The organism is Streptomyces sp. f51 (assembly GCF_037940415.1).
Taxonomy (GTDB): domain Bacteria; phylum Actinomycetota; class Actinomycetes; order Streptomycetales; family Streptomycetaceae; genus Streptomyces.
Genome location: NZ_CP149798.1, coordinates 5646947 through 5667102 on the forward strand (window position 1 = coordinate 5646947; position 20156 = coordinate 5667102).

The window sequence follows — 20156 nt, forward strand, 5'->3', positions numbered from 1 at the left end:
CGGTGGCGGACAATGAGGAGGTGGCAGGTTCGGGGCAGGAGCGGGCGCGGCACTGGCAGTTTCCGGAGCTGCCCGGTGTCGATCTGCTGCGCGCCCGCTACGTCGAGAAGATCTTCGTGCGGCACACCCACGAGAACTTCGTCATCGCCGCCGTCACCGAGGGCGTCGAGGTCTTCCACCACGGCGGCTCCGACCAGTACGCGGGCCCGGGTTCGCTGGCGCTGGTCAACCCCGACACCCCGCACACCGGGCGCGCGGGCGTCCCCGAGGGCTGGAAGTACGGCGCCGTCTACCCCTCGCCCGAGATGGTGGCCGAGATCGCCGCCGAGACCACCGCGCTCCGCGGCACCCCCGGATTCATCAGCCCGGTGCTCGACGACCCCTACGCGGCGAGCCTGGTCCACCAGGTGCTCAGGGCCGCCGACGAGGGCAACGCGCTGGCCGCCGACACCCTGCTGAGGGTCGCCGTGACCCGGCTGCTGCGCCTGAACGGAGGACCGCTGCCGCAGCGGGCGGTGCGCACCGCCGGTGGCCGGCTCGCGGCACGCGCGCGTGGCGTGCTGGACGAACGGATGGCCGAGCCGCCGACGCTGGAGCGGCTCGCGGCCGACCTCGGCACCAGCTCGTTCGCGTTGCTGCGCGCGTTCCGGGACGCCTACGGCATGCCGCCCCACACCTGGCTGACCGACGCGCGGGTACGCCGGGCCCGCCGGCTCCTGGACGCGGGGTCCACGCCCGCCGAGGCGGCCGTCGCCGTCGGCTTCACCGACCAGCCGCACCTCAACCGCCACTTCAGCCGGATCGTGGGCGTACCGCCGGGCGCCTACCAGCGGGAGCGCAAGAACGTACAAGACGCCGGGGGCCGCCTTCTCGTACCGTCCGGGACGTGGCACAACAGACAGCTCTCCCAGACATACGCAGTGAACGAGGCGGAAAACCCGACGGGGCCGTCGTCCGCGACGCCCTCGGAGTCGGGGTCGCCGTCGGACTGTCCGGTTTCGCCTTCGGGGTGACCTCGGCCGGCAGCGGGCTCAGCCTGCTCCAGACCTGCGCCCTCAGCCTCCTGGTGTTCACCGGGGCCTCGCAGTTCGCGCTCGTGGGCGCGCTCGCGGCCGGTGGCAACCCGCTCACCGCGGCCGCCGGAGCGTTCTTCCTCGGCGTCCGGAACGCGTTCTACGGGCTGCGTCTGTCCCAACTCCTGGCCCTCCCGCGCGCGGTGCGTCCGTTCGCGGCGCAGTGGGTGATCGACGAGACCACGGCCGTGGCGCTCGCCCAGCCCACCCGCCGCAGCGTCCGGATCGGGTTCACGGTCACCGGGCTGTCCCTCTACGTGCTGTGGAACCTCACCACCCTGCTCGGCGCGGCCGGGGCCCAGGCCATCGGCGACACCGACGCGTGGGGCCTGGACGCGGCCGGGCCCGCGGTGTTCCTGGCGCTGCTCGCGCCGATGCTGAAGACCACCACAGAGCGTGCCGTCGCGGGTCTGGCCGTCCTCCTGGGGCTCGGTCTGCTGCCCGTACTGCCCGCCGGGGTCCCGGTGCTGGTGGCCGCCCTGTCCGCCCCCGCCGTGCTCTACGTGACGGGACGCCGCCGCGCGGACGCCTCCCGCGGCACCTCCGCCGTACCGCGGGACGGGGCGTCGGCCGCCGCGATCGACGGTGGGGTGGACGGCGGGGTGGCCGACACGCCGACCGGTGGGGTGGACGGTCCACCGGCCGGCGCGCGCGACGACGGCCCGGACGTGTCAGGAGAAGAGCGTTGAACATCTGGATCGCCATCGGCGTCACCGCCGTCGGCTGCTACGCCGTCAAGCTCATCGGACTGCTGATCCCCGCAGGCGTGCTGGAGCGGCCGCTCGTGCAGCGCCTTGCCGCACTGCTGCCCGTGGCCCTCCTGGCCGCCCTCACGGCCCAGCAGACCTTCGCCGACGGGCGGGTCCTCGTCCTCGACGCGAAGGCCGCCGGACTCGCCGCGGCGGCCGTGGCGCTGATCCTGCGCGCGCCCTTCCTGGTGGTGGTCGCCGCGGCGGTGGTGGTGACGGCCGGGGTCCGCGCGTTGACCGGCTGACACCGGGCGCGCACAGCCGTACCCGGGTGCTCCGGCGCACGCCGGGTACGGCCGAACACGCCGGGCGCCCGGGGCGCCGACGTCCTCAGTCGACGGCCCGCCCGTACACCCGGAGCGTGCGCAGCGCCTCGATGGTCACGATGGGACGGCTCTCCAGAGCGGTGCCCGGGGCCCACTGACGCCAGCGGACCGGCCACCCGCCGTCCTCCTGCTGCTCCCGCGCGAGGTGGTCGAGCGAACGGGCCATCTCCTCGTCGGTGAACCACGCGCGCGCGAGCGAGTCGGGCGTCCGCGCGAAGTCGTGCGGGAAGTGGTGCTCACCGGGCGCGTAACCGGGCGAGACGGGGTAGGCCTCCAGACGGCCGGGATCCAGCGCGGCGAGGCGCTGCTCCCGCACGAGCCGGCCGAGCCGGTCGGCGCAGGCCTCCGCGCGCGGGCGGTCGGCCGCAGAGTCCAGGAAGGCGACGGCCGCCTCGACCTCGTAGGGATGCGTTTTCTCCAGGGACTCCACCGCCTGCCAGCAGAAGTCGGTGGCCCGGAACAGCCAGGCGTTCCACACCTCGTTGCGGTGCAGCAGACCCACGACCGGGCCGGTGGCGAGGAGTTCGCTCGGCGGATCGTCGACGACCGGCACGAAAGGGGCCGTCGGATAGCCGCGCTGGCCGGGAGTGACGGCGGGCAGCGCCCCGTCCGCGGTCGACACGGAGGTCAGATAGCGGCACACCCGTTCCACGCGCTGTCCGCCGCAGCGCCCGATCGAGTCCAGGACGCGGAGCGCGTGTCCTGTGTGCAGCGGCTGGCTGACCGGGCCGCGCAGATCGGGTTCGAGCGCGTGGCCGTACCCTTCGTCGTCGTTGCGGTAGGCGGCCAGCGCCGTCTCGACGGCGTCGGCGCCGCCGCCGAGGAAGTGGTGGGCGAAGCGGCGCTGTTCCAGCACGCGCGCGGTGAGCCAGACGAAGTGCTCGGCACGTGCGAGGGGGGTGCGCGCGGGGGGCGTCTGGGGGAGTGGAGATGCTCCGGTTTCGGCCATGCGTCAGACCGTAGGGCGGAAAGCGGTCTCGGCACGCGGTCCCGGCTCGGGCCCACTCTCAGGGGCGGGATACTGGATGCATGCGGTTGACGGTCTTCTGGCAGCGAATGGCTGATCACTTCGGCGCGGGATACGCCGAGACGTTCGCGCGCGATCATGTGATGACGGAACTCGGCGGGCGCACCGTCCACGAGGCGCTGGACGCGGGCTGGGAGGCCAAGGACGTGTGGCGCGTGGTCTGCGCGACGATGAACGTTCCGTACGAAAACCACTGAACGGGACCGAAGACCGGGAAAGACCGGGGGGACCCGGGTCCGCTGTCGGTGGCGTGGGCGAGACTTGGCGGGTGGCCCCCACAGACGAGAACACGCAGGTCGATCAGCAGTCATCACCGTTCGGCACGACGCCGCCCGGTCAGCCCGGCGCGAGCGACACCGTTCCCGGCGCGCGCATGCCGCGCTGGCTGCCGCGTGCCATGGTGCTCGCCCTCACGCTCGTCGCCCTGTTCCAGCTGGGCAGTTGGGCGTTCCACCAGCTCACCGGGCTGCTCATCAACATCCTGATCTCGTTCTTCCTCGCGCTCGCGATAGAACCGGCGGTCAGCTGGATGGCCTCGCGCGGTATGCGCAGGGGACTGGCCGCCTTCCTCGTCTTCCTGGGCTCGCTCATCATGATCGCCGGGTTCGTCACGCTGCTCGGCTCGATGCTCGCGGGCCAGATCATCAAGATGATCGAGGGCTTCCCCGACTACCTCGACTCGCTCATCAACTGGACCAACACGCACTTCCACACCGACCTCAGACGGGTCGACATCCAGGAAGGCCTGCTCCACTCCGACTGGCTGCGGAAGTACGTGCAGAACAGCGCCACAGGCGTCCTGGACGTGTCCGGGCAGGTGCTCGGCGGCCTCTTCCAGCTGCTGACGGTCGCGCTGTTCTCGTTCTACTTCGCCGCCGACGGACCCCGACTGCGGCGCGCGCTGTGCTCGGTGCTGCCGCCGGCCCGCCAGGCCGAGGTGCTGCGCGCCTGGGAGATAGCCGTCGACAAGACGGGCGGCTATCTGTACTCACGCGGCCTTATGGCCCTGATCTCGGGTGTGGCCCACTACATCCTGCTGGAAGCCCTGGGCGTGCCGTACGCACCCGTGCTCGGCGTGTGGGTCGGTCTGGTCTCGCAGTTCATCCCGACCATCGGCACCTATCTCGCGGGCGCACTGCCCATGCTGATCGCGTTCACGATCGATCCCTGGTACGCGCTGTGGGTGCTCGTGTTCGTCGTGGTCTACCAGCAGTTCGAGAACTACGTGCTCCAGCCCAAGCTGACCTCCAGGACGGTGGACATCCACCCCGCGGTCGCCTTCGGGTCCGTCATCGCCGGCACCGCCCTCCTCGGGGCCGTCGGCGCGCTCATCGCCATCCCCGCCGTCGCCACGCTCCAGGCGTTCCTTGGGGCGTACGTGAAGCGCTACGACGTCACGGACGACCCGCGCGTGCACGGCCACCGCACCCGCAGCTCGGAGGGCCTTGTCGCCCGCCTGCGGCGACAGCTCGCCCGGTGAGGTCACCGGGCGCCCCGCCCGTGACGGCCGTCAGGCACACCGCCCGTGACGGCCGTCAGGCACACCGCCCGTGACGTCCGCCAGGTGCTCGGCCGGTGACGATCACCAGGTGAGGGCCGCCTGGAAGCCGGTCACGACGACGGCGGTCGCGTAACCACAGACGGCCGCCCGCACGATCCGCTCCCTGGTCCCGTCGCTCCAGTCGGTACGGGCGAGCAGCCAGGCCAGCGCGGGCAGCACCAGCACGGCGTGCAGGCTCACCCCGTGCAGCGGCTTGAGCGGAGCCGTCGAGTGGTACGCGGCCTGCTGATGGCCGGTCCTGGTGAGGACGACCCCGCGAGCGATCATCACGGCGCCCGAGGCCAGCGCGACGAGCAGGATCGCGAACCCGGAGCGCACGGCCAGGGGCATACCGACGGGTCCCGAGGGCCGGTGCCGGAACGCGGCGAGGGCGAACGCGGTCAGCACCACGACGAGGACGCCGCCGCCCACCGCGAGCATCATGGACACCGCCGTGTCGAAGCCGGTCTCCATGTTGAGATGCGACGGAACCCGGCGCCACGCCTGAACGGTGATCCCGCCGACCTCCACCACGCAGTCCGCGGCGAACACGAGGAGCAGCGTGGTCCGCGGCCGCGCAGTCATCCGCACGTACGACGTGACCCAGGTGATCGCGACGAGGGTCAGTCCGAAGGAGAGCCCGAAAGTGACGGGCTTGCGCCAGGAGACGGGGCCGTCCCACGGGCCGCCGTCGACGGCGAAGACCAGCAGGTGCAGGAGGCCGGAGAGGACGAGCACGGCGCCGGTCGCGTGGCAGAGCCGCTCGGCCGGCCGGAGCGAGGGCTTGGGCGTGGTCGGGGCATGGGCCCTCGTCATTGGCATGGTCACAGCCTGCCGGGCGGGGTCGGGCGGCGTCGTCGTACGGCCGGAGGCACCGGCCGTACGCCACGGGGAGTAGCCCCGGTCCGGGGCGGGTACCGGGTCCCGCGAGACCTGCCGCGAGACCTGCCGCGAGACGTGCCGCGAGACGTGCCGCGGGGGTGTCGGGCGGGGAGTCGAGCGGGCGGCGGGGACGGGGCCGGCGGATTCTCGGGGCGTTGTCGGAGCGCGCACGTAGTCTCGGGAGTGCCGCGTGGTGCGCTTGACACGAAAATCGAACATCCATTCTCATGGAGGTTCCGGCGAAGCCTTCGACGGGTGATTCGGCACGGTTTGGGCAGGGATGTGCCGGAGTTATCCACAGGCCGGACGGGCGTCGGGGCGCATTGTCAGTGGCAGGCGTTAGCGTCTTTGACGTGAAGCGATCGACTCAAGCAAACCGGGTGGAACCCATGGCAGGAACCGACCGCGAGAAGGCGCTCGACGCCGCGCTCGCGCAGATTGAACGGCAGTTCGGCAAGGGCGCCGTGATGCGCCTGGGCGAGCGGCCGAATGAGCCCATCGAGGTCATCCCCACCGGGTCGACCGCGCTCGATGTCGCCCTCGGCGTCGGCGGCCTGCCGCGCGGCCGCGTGGTGGAGGTGTACGGACCGGAGTCCTCCGGAAAGACGACCCTCACCCTGCACGCCGTGGCGAACGCGCAGAAGGCCGGCGGCCAGGTGGCGTTCATCGACGCCGAGCACGCCCTCGACCCCGAGTACGCGAAGAAGCTCGGCGTCGACATCGACAACCTCATCCTGTCGCAGCCGGACAACGGCGAGCAGGCCCTGGAGATCGTGGACATGCTGGTCCGCTCCGGTGCCCTCGACCTCATCGTCATCGACTCCGTCGCCGCCCTGGTGCCGCGGGCCGAGATCGAGGGCGAGATGGGCGACTCGCACGTGGGTCTCCAGGCCCGTCTGATGAGCCAGGCCCTCCGGAAGATCACCAGCGCCCTCAACCAGTCGAAGACGACGGCGATCTTCATCAACCAGCTCCGCGAGAAGATCGGCGTGATGTTCGGCTCGCCGGAGACCACGACCGGTGGCCGGGCGCTGAAGTTCTACGCCTCGGTGCGCCTCGACATCCGCCGCATCGAGACCCTGAAGGACGGCACCGACGCGGTCGGCAACCGCACGCGCGTCAAGGTCGTCAAGAACAAGGTCGCGCCGCCGTTCAAGCAGGCCGAGTTCGACATCCTCTACGGCCAGGGCATCAGCCGTGAGGGCGGCCTGATCGACATGGGCGTGGAGAACGGCTTCGTCCGCAAGGCCGGCGCCTGGTACACGTACGAGGGCGACCAGCTCGGCCAGGGCAAGGAGAACGCCCGCAACTTCCTGAAGGACAACCCCGACCTCGCCAACGAGATCGAGAAGAAGATCAAGGAGAAGCTGGGCGTCGGTGTGAAGCCCGAGCAGCCCGCCACGGAGCCGGGCGCGGACGCCGCGGTCTCGGCCACCCCGGACGACGCCGCCAAGACGGTGCCCGCTCCGGCCGCCAAGACCACCAAGTCCAGGGCCGCGGCAGCCAAGAGCTAGTCCATGACACGACGAACCGACTGGGCCGAGTACGCCTATCCCCTCACCCCCGAGGGGCCGGGGCAGAGGTACGGCGGGGGCGAAGGCGGCCCGGCCGGAGACGGTGACAGGCCGTACGACGGTGCCGGGGGGTACGGCGAGCAGCCGTACGGCACCGGCGGCGGGTTCCACGGATCCGACGGTTTCCACGGCGCCGGTCCGGACCACGGTGATCCGGACGGCGGCGGTTCGACGGGCGGCGGTGACGCACGGCGTGGTGACGGCCCGCCGCGCGGTCACGGTTCGCCGGACGCGGTCTCCCGGCGCGGTGGACGTGCCCAGGGCGGACCGCGTGGTGGAAGAGGTCGACGGCGCGGCGGTTTCGGTGAGCCGTCCGGCGACCCGCGAGACGGAGACACCCCCTCCTCGTCGAGGGCCGAGAAGAGGGAGTCCCCCGGGGACCCGGCTGAGCGGGCGCGAGCGATCTGTCTGCGCCTGCTCACCGGGACCCCGCGCACGCGGAAGCAACTGGCGGACGCGTTGCGCAAGCGCGAGATCCCGGACGACGTGGCGGACGAGGTGCTGTCACGGTTCGAGGAGGTCGGGCTGATCAACGACAGCGCCTTCGCGGACGCCTGGGTCGAGTCCCGGCACCACGGCCGGGGACTGGCCCGGCGGGCGCTCGTGCAGGAACTGCGGACCAAGGGCGTGGAATCGACGCTGATCGACGAGGCCGTCGGACAGCTCGACTCCGAGCAGGAGGAGGCCACCGCGCGTGAGCTGGTCGCGCGCAAGCTGCGCTCCACCAGAGGGCTCGACCGTGACAAGCGGCTGAGACGCCTCGCCGGCATGCTCGCCCGCAAGGGCTACTCCCAGGGCATGGCCCTGAGTGTGGTCCGCCGGGCACTGGAGGAAGAGGGCGAGGACACGGAAGGGTTCGGGGACGAGGGGTTCTGATCCCGGGAGAGCTCGTACGCCGGTACACCCGGCCCGCGTGCCGTCACCGGCTCCCGTAAGACGCGGCCTGACTGTCTGGCCCCCGTGCCAAGCGGACGGGCGGTCAGCTCTCCGGGTCGGCCGGTGTCACCGGAAGGCCCGCGCTCTTCCACGCCTGGAAGCCGCCGATCAGATCGGTGGCCCTGTGCAGTCCCAGCCGGCGCAGGGACTCGGCGGCGAGACTGGAGGCGTAGCCCTCGTTGCAGAACAGCACGATCCGCAGGTCGTGGCTCGTGGCCTCCGGGAGACGATGACTGCCCGTGGGGTCGAGCCGCCACTCCAGTTCGTTGCGCTCGACGACGAGAGCGCCGGGGATCAGGCCGTCCCGTTCCCGCAGGGCGGCGTACCGGGTGTCGACCAGAAGTGCTTCGCCACGTTCCGCGGCCTCGAAGGCCTTCTCCGCCTCCACGCGATCGAGGCCGGCGCGGACCTGCTCCAGCAGGCTGTCGATGTTGATGGGCTGCCGGGGGTCGCTCACTGCCAGTCCTCCGGACGCTCGACGTGCTCCAGGCGCAGGATCTGGCCCGTACGGCTGTAGCGGCGGATCTGCGGGAGCGGCGGGTAGTAGGCATGGACCGAGATCGCGTGCTCCTCGGTGGACTCGTTGAGCACCTCGTGCACGTGATGGCGGCCGAAGCCGCGGCCGGTGCCCGCGGGCAGCGTCCGCTCCCGGTCGATCTCCTCGGCGAGTTCCAGGGTCTTCCAGCCGTCGGCGGGCAGCCGGGCGGCGAGGGAGTTCTCCTTGAGCTCGCCCGACGCGGTGAGGAAGGCGCCCACGGATTCGGCGTGGTCGTGCCAGCCGGTTCCGGTGCCGGGCGGCCAGCCGATCAGCCAGGCCTCGCTGCCGCCGGGGCCTTCGAGCCGTACCCAGGTGCGGCCGTCGGGATCGAGGGGGAGCGAGGCGATCAGCTCGGTGTCGGCCGCGGTGCGGCGGACGAAGTCCAGCAGATCGGCCTGGGTGGGGGTGCGGGGTGTGCCGGTGATCGTGGAAGGAAGCGAGCCGGCGGAAGGGGTGTGCGGGGAGACAGAGGGTGACACAGACACTCGGACCGTCCTGAGAGTTCGCGAGGGGCGCGCGCAGGCACGGGGCGGCGCGCGGGAGGTGAGGATGCGAAGTCAGAGGGACGGGCGACACACGCAGCCCGCATAGCGGACGAGGTCCATATGGACCCTCCGCCACAGGCGCACACAGGTGTCGGTCACGATCCGGAGTAGACCATGGTGGCGGAGACCGGTCAACTCACCGTCACTATGTGGACCATGAAGGCCGGAGGAGCCGGGAAACCCCAAGTCGGACCCCAGCCGGGAACCCGAATCGAACCCCAGGGCACCCCCTCGTGCGGCCCCGAATCGAACCCCGGGGCACCCACCGGCGCGGCTCCGAAGCGAACCCCGAGGCACCCACCGGCGCGGCCCCGAAGCGAACCCCGAGTTCAGACCCAGGGCGGCCCCCGGCCCGGACTCTGAGACGGACCCAGGGCGACCCCCGGCCGGGACTCCGAGTCGGACCTCGGAGCAGCGCCGACAGGGACGCGGCTGGATCCCCGAGCCGGGCCGTCACCGAGTGTTCAGCTCCTGCCCGCGGTCGCCTCCGCCGCGCTCTTCACGTCCGAAGTCGCCGGGCCGCCGAGGGCCGCCTCGGCCGCCTCGTACAGATCGGCCGGCCGGACCCCGCCGAACGCGGCGACCAGGTGCCCGTCGGGACGGACCAGCAGCACGGTGTGCGCCGCAGCGCCCGGATAGCTCTCCGCGACGAGGAGCTCGGCGGGGTGCGGCAGGGCGGTCACGGCGGCGGCGAGCCGCGGCATGATCCCGGCCGTCACCCAGTGCTTGCGCGCCCACACGCCCGTACCCGGGGCGATCAGCACGACGAGCAGGACCCCGCGCCCGAGCCGCTCCCGCAGCGGTACGAACGAGCCGTCCTCCGCGGTCACGCGGACATCGGCGACCGGCGCGCCCGGCTCGGTGTCGACGGGGGCGTGCGACTCGGCGGGCGGGGGCATGAGAGGGGAGCCGGTGTACGCCCCCGGCGCGCCCAGCGGGCCACGGCCCAGGTGACCGTCCGTGAGCAGCGCGTCGTGGCCCCGGGCGGATCCGGGGACGTAGGCGCGCAGGCCGCCGCCGCTCCGCAGCAGGGGCAGCGCCTGGTCGGCGGCGCGGAGCCGGGCGGCGACCACCGCGCGCCGCTCGGCCTGGTAGCTGTCGAGGAGCGCGGTGTGCGGGCCGTGGTGCCAGCCGAGTGCCAGCTTCCAGGCGAGGTTGTCGGCGTCCCGCAGTCCCTCGTCCAGGCCCTGGGTGCCGAGGGCGCCGAGCAGATGGGCCGCGTCTCCGGCGAGGAAGACCCGCCCGACGCGCCAGCGGCGGGCCAACCGGTGGTGGACGGCGTGGACTCCGGTGTCGAGCAGTTCGTACGCGGGTGTGACACCGCTGCTCCAGCCCGAGAGGGTCTCCCGGATGCGTGCCACCAGCAGGTCGGGTGTGACGAGGTCCTTGCCCGGGGGAAGCAGCCAGTCCAGCCGCCAGACGTCTTCGGCGAGCGGACGGGCGCTCACCTCGCCCGTCGAGGGTCCGGAGGTGCGCCACGGCGTCATCCGGTGCAGCAACGCTTCACCGGGCCAGGGGAGTTCCGTGCGCAGGGCCGCCACGGCGTGCCGTTCGACGGCGGTGCGTCCGGGGAAGCGGATGTCCTGGAGCTTGCGCACCGTCGAGCGTGGCCCGTCGCAGCCGACCAGGTAACTGCCGCGCCACCAGGTGCCGTCGGGGCCCCGGGTGTGTGCCGTGACGCCGGAGCCGTCCTGTTCCACGGAGTCGAGGCGGCTGTTCACGGCGACCTTGATCAGCCGCTCGTGGATGATGGCCTCGCGCAGGGCGCCGGTCAGGGCGTGCTGGGCGATGTGCAGCGGGGCGCTGAACTCCTCGCCGTCCGCCGGGCCTTCCGTGTCCCGGGCGGAGCCGCTGCCGCGCGGGGCGACGACCCCCCGAGGGCCGTCGTCCCACCCGGTCCCGGCGCCCGCGGGATCGGAGCTGCCCTTCGGGCTCCCGGAGTCCCTCCCGGCGAACGTGATCTCGCGCGTCACCTGCTTGCGCCGCATCGACCGCCATCCGGCCCAACGGAATCCGGCGTCGTCGAGCGGCAGCCCCGTCAGCCGCTCGATCAGTGCGGCCGTGTCCTCACGCAGCACCACGGTCCGCGCCAGCCGCAGTTCGTCCTTGCCCGGTCCCTCGTCGAGGACCACGGAAGGGACGTCCTGGCGGGCCAGCGCAAGGGCCAGCGTGAGCCCCACGGGCCCCGCACCGACGATGATCACCGGGTCCACGGCGCGGTGCCCCCTGCACGGAGCTGTGTCCTGAGGGACCTATGGGAACAGGCAGGTGGAGCAGGGTGCACGATCACAGAACGTATGCAACCCATTGCCGCTGCTTGCGTCAAGTGACGGGGTCAGTGGCGATCACGTCACTGACCCCTTCGGTCACACCGATCGACTGATGTTCGGACGATTCGTCAGAAGGTGGCTCCACCCGCGCCCGTCCCCGCGGTGCCGGCGACGGTCGCGTCGTTCGGCGAGACGACCGCGCCGGACGTCCTCCTGCCGCGGCGCAGCCGGCCCTCGAGCCAGGAGGCGAAGCTGGTGATCGTGAAGTTCAGGACGATGAAGATGGCGGCGACCACGATGAAACTCGGGACGACGTTGGCGTAGTTGGCCGCGAGGGTGCTGCGCGCGGTGAGGAGCTCCCCGTAGGTGATCATCGCGCCGCCGAGCGCGGTGTCCTTCACGATGACGACGAGCTGACCGACGATCGCCGGGAGCATCACGGTGACCGACTGCGGCAGCAGGATGCTGGTCATCGTCTGGCCCTTGCGCAGCCCGATCGCGTACGCGGCCTCCGTCTGTCCCCTGGGCAGCGCGAGGATGCCCGCCCGGACGACCTCGGCCAGCACCGAGGAGTTGTAGAGCACCAGACCGGTGACGACCGCGTAGAACGGACGGTCCTCGCTGGCGATGTTCGCGGACTGGGCGTAGAGCTCGTTCGCGAACAGCATGAGCAGCAGGACCGGGATGGACCGGAAGAACTCGACCACGGCGCCCGTCGGGACACTCAGCCAGCGGTGGTCGGACAGACGCGCGATACCCAGGGCGGCACCCAGGGGGAGGGCGATCACCATGCTGAGCGCGGCGGCCTTCAGGGTGCCCCACAGGCCCGGCAGCAGATACGTGTTCCAGGCGTCGGCCGTGGTGAAGGGCTCCCAGAGGTCCCACTTCAGCTGGCCCTTGTCGTCCATGGTTCGCCAGGCCCACCACAGCACCAGAGCGAGCAGGACGACGAAGAGCACCGAGAGCACCGCGTTGCGGCGCCTGGCCCGGGGGCCGGGAGCGTCGTAGAGGACGGAGGTCACCGCTTCACCGCCAGTCGCTTGCCCAGCCAGCCGAGGAACAGGCCGGTGGGGAGGGTCAGGACCACGAACCCGAAGGCGAAGACCGAGGCGATGAGGACCGTCTGGGCCTCGTTCTCGATCATCGTCTTCATCAGGCTGGCGGCCTCGGCCACGCCGATGGCGGCGGCCACGGTCGTGTTCTTGGTCAGCGCGATCAGTACGTTCGCCAGGGGGACGACGACGGCCCGGAACGCCTGCGGCAGCACGATCAGCCGCAGGGTCTGGCCGAAGCCGAGCCCGATCGCGCGGGCCGCCTCGGCCTGCCCGACCGGCACGGTGTTGATGCCGGAGCGCAGCGCCTCACAGACGAAGGCCGCGTGATAGCCGACGAGGCTGAGCACCGCGAGCCGGAAGCCCTGCACCTTGAAGTCGTCGGTGCCCATCGTCACGCCGAAGATGTCCGCGAGGCCGAGCGAACTGAACAGGATGATGACCGTCAGGGGGATGTTCCGGACGATGTTCACGTAGGCGGTGCCGAATCCGCGCATGAGCGGAACCGGGCTGACCCGCATCGCGGCCAGCAGGGTGCCCAGGACCAGGGAGCCGAGGGCGGAGATGACGGTGAGTTTCACCGTCATCCAGAACGCCCCTAGGACGTCGTAACCATGAAGAAAGTCGAACACGATCTCCCGCGCTTCCGGGTGGTGGCGTACGTGGCGGAGGGGGTGGGCGCGGCATGCCGCCGCCGTGATCCCGGCGGGCGGCGGCACACTCGCGCGACCCCGTGTGAACCGCGGATTCCCGCGTTGCCCGAGGGCCCCTGCGATATCTGGCGATCCGCGGTTACTTGACGATCGCGCCGATCTTCGGGGCCTGCTCGTACTGGTACTTCGCGGGGCCGAAGTTCTTCGTGACCGCCTTCTGCCAGGAGCCGTCGCTGACCATCTTCTCCAGCGCGGTGTTGATCTTCTTCTCCAGCGCGGCGTCGCCCTTCTTGACGCCGATGCCGTAGTTCTCGTTGCTCAGCTTGAGGCCGGCGAGCTTGAACTGGCCCTTGTACTTGTCCTGCGAGGCGAAGCCCGCGAGGATCGAGTCGTCGGTGGTCACCGCGTCGACGGCGCCGCTCTGCAACGCGGCGATGCACTCCGAATAGCCGCTGTACTCCTTCAGGTTGGCCTTCGGGGCGATGGTGTCGTGGACGTTCTGCGCCGAGGTCGAGCCGGTCACGGAGCACAGCTTCTTGCCGTTGAGGTCCGTGCCCTTGACGATCTTCGAGTCGGCCTTCACCAGGAGGTCCTGGTGGGCCAGCAGGTACGGGCCGGCGAAGTCGACCTTCTGCTTGCGCTCGTCGGTGATCGAGTAGGTGGCCGCGATGAACTTCACGTCACCGCGGGCCAGCGCGTTCTCGCGGTCCGCGCTCTTGGTCTGGATGAACTCGATCTGGCTGGGCTTGTATCCGAGCTGTCCCGCCACATAGGTCGCGACGTCGACGTCGAATCCGGCGAAGGAACCGTCCGGCTGCTGGAGGCCGAGACCGGGCTGGTCGTACTTGATGCCGATCTTGATCTTGCCGCCGCCCGAGGACCCGTTGTCGTTCTTGTCGCCCGAACCACACGCGGTGGCGGTCGCGGCGAGGGCGAGTACGGCGGCGGAGACCGCGGCTGCCTTGCGGAACTTCATGGTGAACATCCTTTGCGTAAGAGCGCGTGAGTGCTTGAGGTGCGGTCCGTCGACGGGCGGGTGACGCGCGCGGTCCCCCTGCGCGGGGACATCAGTGGTGCAGGATCTTCGAGAGGAAGTCCTTGGCGCGGTCGCTGCGCGGATTGCTGAAGAACTGGTCCGGGGCGGCCTCTTCGACGATGCGGCCGTCGGCCATGAAGACGACCCGGTTCGCGGCCGAGCGGGCGAAGCCCATCTCATGGGTGACGACGATCATGGTCATGCCGTCCCGGGCGAGCTGCTGCATGACCTCGAGGACCTCGTTGATCATCTCGGGGTCCAGCGCCGAGGTCGGCTCGTCGAAGAGCATGACCTTGGGGTCCATCGCCAACGCCCGTGCGATGGCGACACGTTGCTGCTGGCCGCCGGACAACTGCGCCGGGTACTTGTCGGCCTGCGTGCCCACGCCGACGCGGTCGAGCAGTGCCCGGGCCTTGGCCTCCGCGGCCTGCTTGCCGGTCCTGCGGACCTTGATCTGTCCCAGCATCACGTTCTCGAGCACGGTCTTGTGCGCGAAGAGGTTGAAGGACTGGAAGACCATGCCCACGTCGGCACGAAGCCGCGCGAGCGCCTTGCCCTCCTGGGGCAGCGGCTTGCCGTCGATCGAGATGTCACCCGAATCGACGGTCTCCAGGCGGTTGACGGTCCGGCACAGGGTGGACTTCCCGGACCCGGAGGGCCCGATGACCACGACGACCTCGCCGCGCGTGATCGTCAGGTCGATGTCCTGGAGCACGTGCAGTGCCCCGAAGTGCTTGTTGACGCTCTTCAGGACGACCAGTTCGTCGGTCCCGGCCATGGCGTCCTTGGCCACCGATGCTTCGGTCATCGCTCTTGGGCTCCGTCCTCCTCGGTTTCGGTGGACAGTAGTAACCCCTCACGACCAGCGTCATTACTTCTGAGGGGAACTTGAGCATCACGATCCGGTAGCAATCGGACACGTGTCGTAGCCGGCCCCGCGCGAGGGCGTACCGGGTGGGTAACGGAAGCCCCGGGCAACCCGAAGTCCCTTGACGCCGTCCTTGTCCATCGGCGTGACTTCCTTGGTGCACGCGCGCGTGCACCACTTTGTTGAAACGGGGACCGTTCGACCGATGAGACCCGAGACCGTACGACCGAAGAAACGGCACGACCGATGAACCGGAGGGGGCCGGAATGAGACTGCTCCTCGTCGAGGACGACAACCATGTCGCCGCCGCCCTGTCCGCGGTGCTGGCGCGGCACGGCTTCGAGGTCACCCATGCCCGCAGCGGCGAGGAGGCCCTCCAGGCCCTGGTGCCGGAGAGCGACGGCTTCGGCGTCGTCCTGCTCGACCTCGGGCTGCCCGACCAGGACGGCTACGAGGTCTGCGGCAAGATCCGCAAGCGCACCGCCACGCCGGTGATCATGGTCACCGCGCGCGCGGACGTCCGCTCCCGCATCCACGGCCTCAATCTCGGCGCCGACGACTACGTGGTGAAGCCGTACGACACCGGGGAACTGCTCGCCCGGATCCACGCCGTCAGCAGGCGCAGCGCCCATGACGACGCCTCCACGCCCGGCGAGGACCTCGTGCTCCTGGGATCCGTACGCATCGAACTCCCCAACCGCCAGGTCACCGTGGGCGGTTCGGTGGTCCAGCTGACCCGCAAGGAGTTCGACCTGCTCGCGCTGCTGGCCCAGCGTCCCGGGGTGGTCTTCCGCCGGGAGCAGATCATCAGCGAGGTCTGGCGCACCAGTTGGGAAGGAACCGGCCGCACGCTCGAAGTGCACGTGGCGTCTCTGCGCTCCAAGCTGCGCATGCCGGCGCTGATCGAGACCGTACGCGGCGTCGGGTACCGGCTCGTCGCCCCGGCCGCGTAGCGGGCCCCGGTGCGCACCCGCCTCCTCCCGCTGCTCATCGTCCTGATGGCGGCCGTGCTGCTCGCGCTCGGCGTCCCGCTCGCGGTGAGCTTCGCGGCGGCGGAGCAGCAGCGCGTGGTCGTCGACCGCATCGACGACACCGCGCGCTTCGCGGCCCTCGCCCAGTACGTCACCGACTCCCCGAGCCGCTCCCGCGCGGGCTTCCCGGACGAGCGCGGCGAGACCCTGCGCACCGAACTCGGCCGCTACTACGAGGTGTACGGCATCCGGGCCGGCGTCTTCTACCGCGACGACGAACCGATGGCGAACGCGCCGGAGAACTGGTTCCTGCCCAAGGCCGGCGCGGCCCGCGACGCCTTCAACGAGGCACTCGTCAGCCGCCGCAGCCACGACCCCGAACAGGTCTGGCCCTGGCAGGAGCGCCGCCTCGTCGTCGCCTCCCCGGTCATCAGGGACGGCGACGTCATCGGCGTCATCGTCACCGACTCGCCCACCGGGCAGATGCGTTCCAAGATCCTGCACGGCTGGCTGATCATCGGCGCGGGCGAGATCGCCGCCATGCTGCTGGCGCTCGGTGCCGCGCTGCGCCTCACCGGCTGGGTGCTCAGGCCCGTACGCGTTCTGGACGCCACCACGCACGACATCGCGACGGGCCGCCTCAAGTCCCGGGTCGCACCCGCCGGCGGGCCGCCCGAACTCCGGCGTCTGGCGCGGTCGTTCAACGAGATGGCGGACAACGTCGAGAGCGTGCTGGAACAGCAGCGGGCCTTCGTGGCCGACGCCTCGCACCAACTGCGCAACCCGCTCTCGGCGCTGCTGCTGCGCATCGAGCTGCTGGCCCTCGAACTCCCTGAGGGCAACGAGGAGATCGCCTCGGTCCGCACCGAGGGCAAGCGCCTCACCCAGGTGCTCGACGACCTGCTCGACCTCGCGCTCGCCGAGCACGCCGAGGCCGATGTGCGCCTGACCGACATCGGCGCGCTGGCCGCCGAGCGGGTGGCGTCCTGGCAGCCGGTCGCCGACAGCAGGGGCGTACGGCTGACGGGCGACTGCCCCGCCACGACCGCGTGGGCCGACCCCATCACCCTGTCCAGCGCCCTCGACGCGGTGATCGACAACGCGGTCAAGTTCACGCCCGAAGGGGAGGGTGTCCAGGTGACGGTCGCCTCGAACGGGGCGTCCTCGACCGTCGTGGTCACCGACGGAGGCCCCGGCCTGGGCGACGAGGACCTGGCCCGCATCGGCGACCGCTTCTGGCGCAGCACCGCGCACCAGAACGTCAAGGGCTCGGGCCTCGGCCTGTCCATCTCCCGGGCCCTGCTCGCCGCGGGCGGCGGCTCCATCGCGTACGACCACCACGAGCCGCACGGGCTGCGGGTGACGGTGACGGTGCCCAGGTCGGAGCCCGTCACCTGAGAGCGACCGGTGCCGGGCCGGCGTCACGGCCGGACACGACCTAGGGCTTGATCGACCGGTAGTAGCGGCGCGCGCCCTCGTGCAGGGGCAGCGGGTCCGTGTAGATCGCCGTGCGCAGGTCCACCAGCTGGGCCGCGTGCACCACGGCGCCGATGCGGTCGCGGCTCGCGATCACCGTGCGGGTGAGCTCCTCGGTGAGGTTCGCGTCGGCGTCCTCGCGGGTGATCAGGAAGTTGGCCACGGCCAGCGTCGGTACGGCGGAGCCGCGCTGCGCCTCGGGATAGGCGTCGGCGGGCATCACGGCGGACCGGTAGTAGCGGGAGGCGCCGCCCTGCTCGTGCAGTTTCTCGACCAGGTCGCTGCCGATGGGGACCAGCCGGATGTCGTAGGCCTTGGAGAGCTTCTGGACGGCGTTGGTCGGCAGACCGCCCGACCAGAAGAAGGCGTCGATCTTGTGCTGTTCGAGCAGGTGGGGCATGGTCGCGATGCCGTCGTCGGAGGACTTGATGTCCGTGGCGGGATCCAGCCCCGCCGCCTCCAGCACATGGTTCGCGATCAGCCGCACCCCGGAACCGCTCGGTCCGACGGCGACCTTTCTGCCCTTCAGGTCCTCCACGGACTGGATCGGCGAGGAGCGCGCCACGACCAGGTGCACATAGTCGTCGTAGAGCCGGGAGCAGCCGCGCAGCCGCTTGGCTCCCGGCTTGCCCTGGAGGACGTACGTCTCCACGGCGTCGGCCGCCGCGATGGTGAAGTCGGCCTTGCCGGTGGCCACGCGGCCGACGTTCTCCTGCGATCCGTCGCTGTTCAGCAGCTGCACGTTCAGATGGGGCATGTCCTTGGCGATGGCGCCCTGAAGGAGCTTGCCGTACATCTGGTAGACCCCCGTCGGGGTGCCCGTGCTGAAGGTGATCGTCCCGCTCGGGGACTCCTTGCCCAGGGGCAGCAGCCACCACAGCAGCAGCCCGACGACCGCGAGGACGGCCGCGGAGCCCAACAGCGCGGGTCGACGGCCGATGCGGGGGAGTGCGGGGAACATGCGCGCGATCCTGCCAGCCCGGGCCCGGTCCTGGCCAGGGCGGGGCCCGGAGGCGGGCTCCGTTCCGGCCGGGGCGGGCCTGCGCTTCCGGTGGATGGGTAGGCTCGCCGAATGCAGTCGTCCTCGCCGTCCCAGGTCCCGCCTCCCCTCGCCCCGGCGTCCGCCCCGGTGTCCTCCCCCGCTTCTCTGGTCCGGCAGTTCCATCTCGCGTTCGGACTCGACGTGCGCGGCACCCCGACCGAGGTCTCCCCGCGGCTCGCCGCACACCGTGGCGAACTCCTGGCGGAGGAGGCGGCCGAGGTCGCCGAGGTCGCGGTCGGCGGCCCGCTCGACCGGCTCGCGCACGAACTCGCCGACGTCGTGTACGTGGCGTACGGCACGGCCCTCGTCCACGGGATCGACCTCGACGCGGTCATCGCGGAGATCCACCGGGCCAACATGACCAAGCTCGGCCCCGACGGGCACGTCGTCCGCAGGGTCGACGGCAAGGTCCTCAAGGGCGAGCACTACCGGGCACCGGACGTGTCCGAGGTACTGCGACGGCAGGGGTGGAGCGCGCCGGACGCGTAGCACCGGGTGGGCGCGTAAAGGAGGCCCTGCGGGGGAGGCCCCGCCTGTCCCCGCAGCGGGAGGCCGAACGTCCGCCGTCGCCCCACGGCACCAGCGACGACCAGGAGAGCGCATGAACGAGCCGAACGAACCGGCCGAACTCGATCTCCCCGTCGAGGGCGGCGCCCTGCGTGTCCTGAGGTTCGGCGGGGGACCGCGGATCGCCCTCGCCGCACACGGCATCACCGGATCCGGGATGTCCTTCCGCGCCCTGGCCCGTGGGCTCCCCGACGAGTGGAGCCTGTTCGCGCCCGACCTGCGCGGCCGTGGCGGAAGCGCGGCCACCCCGGGACCGTACGGCCTCGACCGGCACGCCCTGGACCTGTGCCGTCTTGCCCGGGACCTGGGCGACGGCAGCCCGGTCGCCCTGACCGGCCACTCGATGGGCGCGTACGCCGCACTGCTCGCGGCCGTGCGCCGGCCCGCGCTGTTCGACCGGCTGCTGCTCGTCGACGGCGGTCTGCCGCTGCCCGTCCCGCCCGGCGCGGACCCGGACGCCGTCCTGGACGCCACGCTCGGACCTGCGCTGGCCCGCCTCGGCAGGACGTACGGGACCGACGCCGCCTACGTCGACTTCTTCCGCGCGCACCCGGCCCTCGGACCGCACTGGAACGCCGACATCGAGGCGTACGTGCGCTACGACGTGACAGGACCCCTGGGCGCCCGACGGTCGAAGGTGCGGGAGGAGGCCGTGCGACACGACGGACGGGATCTGCTGACCTCCGACGGGCTGTTCGCCGCCCGCCTCACGGAACTGCGCGTCCCGGCCCTGCTGCTGCGCGCGCCGCTCGGACTGCTCGGCCAGGAGCCGCCGATGCTGCCGGCGTCCGTCGTCCGGCGGTGGACCGACGGGCCCACGGGCCTTCCGGCCGAGCTGATCGAGGGCTCCAACCACTACACGATCCTGCTCGGGACCGCCGCGGCGACCGTCGCGGAGCGCTTCGTCGGACTGGGTGGATGATCACGGTCGCCCGCGCCCGGGGGTGAGCCGGCCGGTCGGGCTCCTCGGCCGAGCCGCCCGCACCGCGCCGCGGACACGGACGGGCCCCCGCCGCTCCTTCCCGGAGCGA

Annotated in this window: 21 protein-coding genes; 11 read left to right on the top strand and 10 right to left on the bottom strand. The window is 71.4% G+C overall.

Annotated elements, in window-relative coordinates:
- The first annotated feature begins 20 nt into the window (after positions 1–20).
- Genes WJM95_RS24610 through WJM95_RS24620 form a run of 3 tightly spaced genes read left to right on the top strand, consistent with a single transcriptional unit; the run spans position 21 to position 2067 of the window.
- Positions 21–1013, top strand: a complete 993-nt coding sequence (locus WJM95_RS24610) for an AraC family transcriptional regulator (RefSeq protein WP_339131969.1) — start codon at positions 21–23, stop codon at positions 1011–1013.
- A complete protein-coding gene (locus WJM95_RS24615; protein WP_339135810.1) occupies positions 914–1762 on the top strand; it encodes an AzlC family ABC transporter permease in 849 nt (282 codons plus the stop codon). The genes WJM95_RS24610 and WJM95_RS24615 overlap by 100 nt, the downstream gene beginning before the upstream one ends.
- Complete coding sequence (locus WJM95_RS24620; RefSeq protein ID WP_326785127.1) at positions 1759–2067, top strand: AzlD domain-containing protein; 309 nt, start codon at positions 1759–1761, stop codon at positions 2065–2067. The genes WJM95_RS24615 and WJM95_RS24620 overlap by 4 nt, the downstream gene beginning before the upstream one ends.
- A gap of 85 nt (positions 2068–2152) precedes the next feature.
- On the opposite strand, the gene WJM95_RS24625 is transcribed toward WJM95_RS24620, so the two are convergent.
- Positions 2153–3097, bottom strand: coding sequence for a hypothetical protein (locus tag WJM95_RS24625; RefSeq protein WP_339131970.1), 945 nt, complete (start codon positions 3095–3097; stop codon positions 2153–2155).
- Positions 3098–3177: 80 nt separating this feature from the next.
- Between WJM95_RS24625 and WJM95_RS24630 the strand changes: the two genes are divergently transcribed.
- The gene (locus tag WJM95_RS24630) at positions 3178–3372 is read left to right on the top strand and encodes a DUF3046 domain-containing protein (RefSeq protein ID WP_339131971.1); all 195 of its coding nucleotides are present in this window, start codon (positions 3178–3180) and stop codon (positions 3370–3372) included.
- A 71-nt stretch (positions 3373–3443) separates the two neighbouring features.
- Positions 3444–4655, top strand: a complete 1212-nt coding sequence (locus WJM95_RS24635; protein WP_339131972.1) for an AI-2E family transporter — start codon at positions 3444–3446, stop codon at positions 4653–4655.
- A gap of 102 nt (positions 4656–4757) precedes the next feature.
- Here WJM95_RS24635 and WJM95_RS24640 read toward each other — a convergent pair whose 3' ends face one another.
- Positions 4758–5537, bottom strand: a complete 780-nt coding sequence (locus WJM95_RS24640) for a hypothetical protein (protein ID WP_339131973.1) — start codon at positions 5535–5537, stop codon at positions 4758–4760.
- A gap of 449 nt (positions 5538–5986) precedes the next feature.
- Between WJM95_RS24640 and recA the strand changes: the two genes are divergently transcribed.
- On the top strand, positions 5987–7111 hold the full coding sequence (recA, locus tag WJM95_RS24645; RefSeq protein ID WP_339131974.1) for a recombinase RecA: 1125 nt from the start codon (positions 5987–5989) through the stop codon (positions 7109–7111).
- 3 nt (positions 7112–7114) lie between these two features.
- On the top strand, positions 7115–8047 hold the full coding sequence (gene recX / locus WJM95_RS24650) for a recombination regulator RecX (protein WP_339131975.1): 933 nt from the start codon (positions 7115–7117) through the stop codon (positions 8045–8047).
- Between the two features lie 103 nt (positions 8048–8150).
- On the opposite strand, the gene WJM95_RS24655 is transcribed toward recX, so the two are convergent.
- From WJM95_RS24655 to WJM95_RS24685, 7 genes are all read right to left on the bottom strand, one after another.
- Positions 8151–8564 (bottom strand): rhodanese-like domain-containing protein, encoded by a 414-nt coding sequence (locus WJM95_RS24655; protein WP_339131976.1) that lies wholly within the window; start codon positions 8562–8564, stop codon positions 8151–8153.
- Positions 8561–9070: a cysteine dioxygenase gene (locus WJM95_RS24660; protein ID WP_339135812.1), complete on the bottom strand. Its 510-nt coding sequence runs from the start codon at positions 9068–9070 to the stop codon at positions 8561–8563. The genes WJM95_RS24655 and WJM95_RS24660 overlap by 4 nt, the downstream gene beginning before the upstream one ends.
- Positions 9071–9654: 584 nt before the next feature.
- Complete coding sequence (locus WJM95_RS24665; RefSeq protein ID WP_339131977.1) at positions 9655–11403, bottom strand: FAD-dependent monooxygenase; 1749 nt, start codon at positions 11401–11403, stop codon at positions 9655–9657.
- Positions 11404–11588: 185 nt separating this feature from the next.
- Positions 11589–12482 (bottom strand): amino acid ABC transporter permease, encoded by an 894-nt coding sequence (locus WJM95_RS24670; RefSeq protein WP_339131978.1) that lies wholly within the window; start codon positions 12480–12482, stop codon positions 11589–11591.
- Entirely contained in the window at positions 12479–13144 is a 666-nt protein-coding gene (locus tag WJM95_RS24675) for an amino acid ABC transporter permease (protein WP_339131979.1), read from the bottom strand. Before WJM95_RS24675 ends, WJM95_RS24670 begins: the two co-directional genes overlap by 4 nt.
- Before the next feature lie 160 nt (positions 13145–13304).
- Positions 13305–14141, bottom strand: coding sequence for a glutamate ABC transporter substrate-binding protein (locus WJM95_RS24680; protein ID WP_339131980.1), 837 nt, complete (start codon positions 14139–14141; stop codon positions 13305–13307).
- Between the two features lie 91 nt (positions 14142–14232).
- The gene (locus WJM95_RS24685; RefSeq protein WP_339131981.1) at positions 14233–15009 is read right to left on the bottom strand and encodes an amino acid ABC transporter ATP-binding protein; all 777 of its coding nucleotides are present in this window, start codon (positions 15007–15009) and stop codon (positions 14233–14235) included.
- A 326-nt stretch (positions 15010–15335) separates the two neighbouring features.
- Here WJM95_RS24685 and WJM95_RS24690 point away from each other — a divergent pair, with 326 nt between their 5' ends.
- Both WJM95_RS24690 and WJM95_RS24695 read left to right on the top strand, forming a co-directional pair.
- Positions 15336–16022, top strand: a complete 687-nt coding sequence (locus WJM95_RS24690; protein WP_339131982.1) for a response regulator transcription factor — start codon at positions 15336–15338, stop codon at positions 16020–16022.
- A 9-nt stretch (positions 16023–16031) separates the two neighbouring features.
- Positions 16032–17438, top strand: a complete 1407-nt coding sequence (locus tag WJM95_RS24695; protein ID WP_339131983.1) for a HAMP domain-containing sensor histidine kinase — start codon at positions 16032–16034, stop codon at positions 17436–17438.
- A gap of 40 nt (positions 17439–17478) precedes the next feature.
- Here WJM95_RS24695 and WJM95_RS24700 read toward each other — a convergent pair whose 3' ends face one another.
- On the bottom strand, positions 17479–18477 hold the full coding sequence (locus tag WJM95_RS24700) for a TAXI family TRAP transporter solute-binding subunit (protein WP_339131984.1): 999 nt from the start codon (positions 18475–18477) through the stop codon (positions 17479–17481).
- Between the two features lie 111 nt (positions 18478–18588).
- On the opposite strand from WJM95_RS24700, the gene WJM95_RS24705 reads away from it, so the two are divergent.
- Both WJM95_RS24705 and WJM95_RS24710 read left to right on the top strand, forming a co-directional pair.
- Entirely contained in the window at positions 18589–19047 is a 459-nt protein-coding gene (locus WJM95_RS24705; protein WP_339131985.1) for a MazG nucleotide pyrophosphohydrolase domain-containing protein, read from the top strand.
- A gap of 112 nt (positions 19048–19159) precedes the next feature.
- Positions 19160–20047, top strand: coding sequence for an alpha/beta hydrolase (locus WJM95_RS24710; RefSeq protein ID WP_339131986.1), 888 nt, complete (start codon positions 19160–19162; stop codon positions 20045–20047).
- Positions 20048–20156 lie beyond the last annotated feature (109 nt).